1 protein-coding gene is annotated in these 3,448 nt (G+C 49.8%); it reads left to right on the top strand.

The features are described from left to right. A partial coding sequence (locus QUH73_RS20535) for a hypothetical protein (protein WP_289532318.1) occupies window positions 1-1,466 on the top strand: 1,466 nt, incomplete at its 5' end. Window positions 1,467-3,448: the final 1,982 nt, after the last annotated feature.

Genomic DNA, 3,448 nt, shown 5'->3' with positions numbered 1-3,448 from the left:
CCTCCTTAAAAGAAGTGGTGCAACTGCCCGTGCTGGCCATCGCCCCAGCCCCCGCAGGCTTAAGCGCCGGGGCCATGTACATAAACAGCGCCGGCAAAACCCTGCAGTTTTACGACGGCGCCGCCTGGCAAGCGTTAAGCTGCAACGCGCCACCCGAAGCACAAAACGTTGCAATTAGTGGTGCGCTCGCCAGCGGCGTGCTTCTTACAGCCAGCTACACTTATTACGATGCCGAGAGCGATGCCGAAAACACGCCTCCCAGCTACCAGTGGTACCGGGCCGACGATACTGCAGGTACCAACGAAGTGGCTATTACCGGCCAAACCGCAAGCACTTATACCACCTCCGATGCCGACCTGCTAAATTTCGTAGGTGTAAAAATAACACCTAAAGCACTTACAGGCACCTTAACCGGTAGCACCGCAACCAAATATGTAGGCCTTATTATGCCTGCAACGGGTGTAGGTACCTTTGGCGGCAAAACCTGTTTCGACATTGCCCTGGGTAACGACAATGTAGACGGATGTGGTTCTGTTAGCTCCCGAACGGCGAATAAATCGGACTTTACCCTCGCTGCCACCAACACGCAAAGCTATACCTTTACACCGAGCGGCACGGTGAGCAACGTGCGCTTTTATTACGCCAATACCAATGGCGCTCCCGTTACGGCCATTAGTGGCAATAACACCGGCAATAACATTAGCGCTGCGGTAACGGCAACTGTTACGTACGACAATACTTTAAATACCCTGGCTGCCGGCTTAACACGCCTTAATGCCCTAGCGGCTAAAATTTACGTATTGTATAACGATAATGCGAATAACACGGGTACCGATAAACAATTGACTTTAACCACATCGGTTAAAGACTGTGCTTGTTGCGGTGCTATGATATCTCCAACTGAATTTAGAGAATTTATGTGCTACAACTTGGGTGCAGACAATAGCTTAGATCCTAATGTTCCAAGTCAGGGCATCGCTGGTAACTATTACCAATGGGGTCGAAGTGTAGTCGTAGCAAATGCCTACACATCCGCCGGAGCGATCAGTGGTTGGGATACTAGCCGGGCTCCCGACGGTGCTTGGTCAGATGAGACTAAGACGAGCAACGATCCTTGTCCTGAAGGCTACAGGGTGCCTACGAAGACCGTGATGCAAGGTGTGCGGGACAATAACTACGTATCTTGGACCGGGACCTGGAATGTCATCTCTGGGAACTTCGGAACGGCTGTCCATGTTGGCACTAGCGCCGGTGCTATGAATCTGACCTTTGACGTTGCCGGTCTCAGAGACTCAGATACCGGTAGCTTGTCTGGTGCCTACAGTTACGTAATGTATTGGACATCTACTGGTCGGGCTGGCGGGGCGACCTCGGAGACTTACCGTGCGAGCGCGTCCAATACCACTCCATACATCAGTGACTACAGTAGGAACACTGGAAACCATGTGCGATGCGTGCATCAATGATCTGCCTTTTGGGTCTTTCCTACTCCTCGCGTGCTAGCCGGATAAAGTGAATGATGACTCGTTTACAACGGTATTGGGCAAACACGCCTTCTACCCTAGGGGTAGCCGCGTGCTACCCTATACCGGGCCCAAACAGGGCGTAAAATAAAAAATAGCCCTAAGGGCATGAGTTACAGTGTGTTTAGCTTATTTTTGGTAAAATGCAATTTTTAAAAACTGGTAAAAATGAATAAAAAGCGAACAAAAAAACGGCTGCAACCCACGCCCCACGGCGTGCACAGCCGATGCAACCCCTGGTGGAATGATGAATGATGAATTTTGAATGTTGAATGATGAATTACCCGGCTTGCGTTGGTTAGGTGCATCGAACGGGTGCGGCGGTTTCTGAATCGCCGGCAAGACCATCTGATCCGATGACTGGAGTTCATCGGATCAGTAAAACCGAGTTGTTTAACCCTTTGGGGGTATAAAACCGCCCAAAGGGATTCGACAAACGGGTGCCGTGGCAAACACCATGTTACCGGCCTGTAAGGCCTTGATAACATAGCCCGGGGCAACGCCCCGGGGAACGAAACACCAGACGCCGCGGCGCGCGTTCGGTTTAGATTGAAACAATACATTAGTTCGCGCCGCAATCCGGTGAATCAGTACAGCGGTTAGCTCGTGCTGCTTTAGACAACGGCATAATGGTATAGATCTTTCGACTCTCCCCAAGCCCAATAAATCGGGCTTTCCCCTCTCTACGAGTAGAGAGGGGCTGAGCATCGAAGATGTGACGGGGTGAGTTCGGGATTAAATAACTCGCTAAAATTTGATATAAACAAAACGTTCTTTAAAATATTGAAAAGCCAACCGATGGAGCGGCAAAGTCAGGGCTTGACTTGGAGTCAAACCCTGACTAATTGCCTCCGAACTGACTGGCATACCCGCTGCTTTCGTCATTCCGAATTTATTTCGGAATCTGACAATCAGGAGTTTAACGACCGGGGGCTAAAGCCCGGAGAGTAGCAGCGCACATCGATCCGTCACATAAATGTGACGGCAAAGGATATCATGCCGATTAAGGGAGACCATCATCCATTGCCCGTCCTGCTTTAGCAAACGGCATGATGGTATAGTTCTTTCGACTCACCCCAAGCCCAATAAATCGGGCTTTCCCCTCTCTACGAGTAGAGAGGGGCAGAGCATCGAAGATGTGACGGGGTGAGTTCGGGATTAAATAACTCGCTAAAATTTGATATAAACAAAACGTTCTTTAAAATATTGTAAAGGCAAAGGATGAAGGAGCGCAAGTCAGGGCTTCACTTGTAGTCAAACCCTGACTATAGCGGTATACCCGCGAATCGCGTCATTCCGAATTTATTTCGGAATCTGACATTCAGGTGTTTAACGATCGGGGGCTAAAGCCCGGTGTGCAGCAGCGCTCATCGATCCGTCACATAAATGTGACGGCAAAGGATACCGGCAAGGCCATCTCTGATCCGATGACTAGGGTTCATCGGATCAGTACAGCGGTATATCCGCGAATCGCGTCATTCCGAATTTATTTCGGGATCTGGCATTCAGGAGTTTAACGATCGGGGCTAAAGCCCGGCGTGCAGCAGCGCTGCCCGGATCCGTCACATAAATGTGACGGCAAAGGATACCGGCAAGGCCATCTGATCCGATGACTAGGGTTCATCGGATCAGTACAGCGGTATACCCGCGGCTTTCGTCATTCCGAATTTATTTCGGAATCTGACATTCGTTCTTTGTTATTATTAAATTTGAATTACCCGGCTTGCCTGGTGTTGTGTTGGTTCGCGGAGAACCCGCAACCCGTAACCCGTTACTTACTGGCTGTTTGACTTTAAAATGAGTACCATTTGAAACTAAATATTTTTTAACACCAACAATAGCGTTATGAAACACATTCAGCATTCGATTGCATCTTTAGCTTTACGGCTTAGCGCCGCGGGGCTGCACCTGTTTAGCAGGAGCAT

Source organism: Labilibaculum sp. K2S (genome assembly GCF_030372765.1).
In the GTDB taxonomy this organism is placed as follows: Bacteria; Bacteroidota; Bacteroidia; order Bacteroidales; family Marinifilaceae; genus Labilibaculum.
This window is presented reverse-complemented; position numbering and strand designations above follow the sequence as displayed.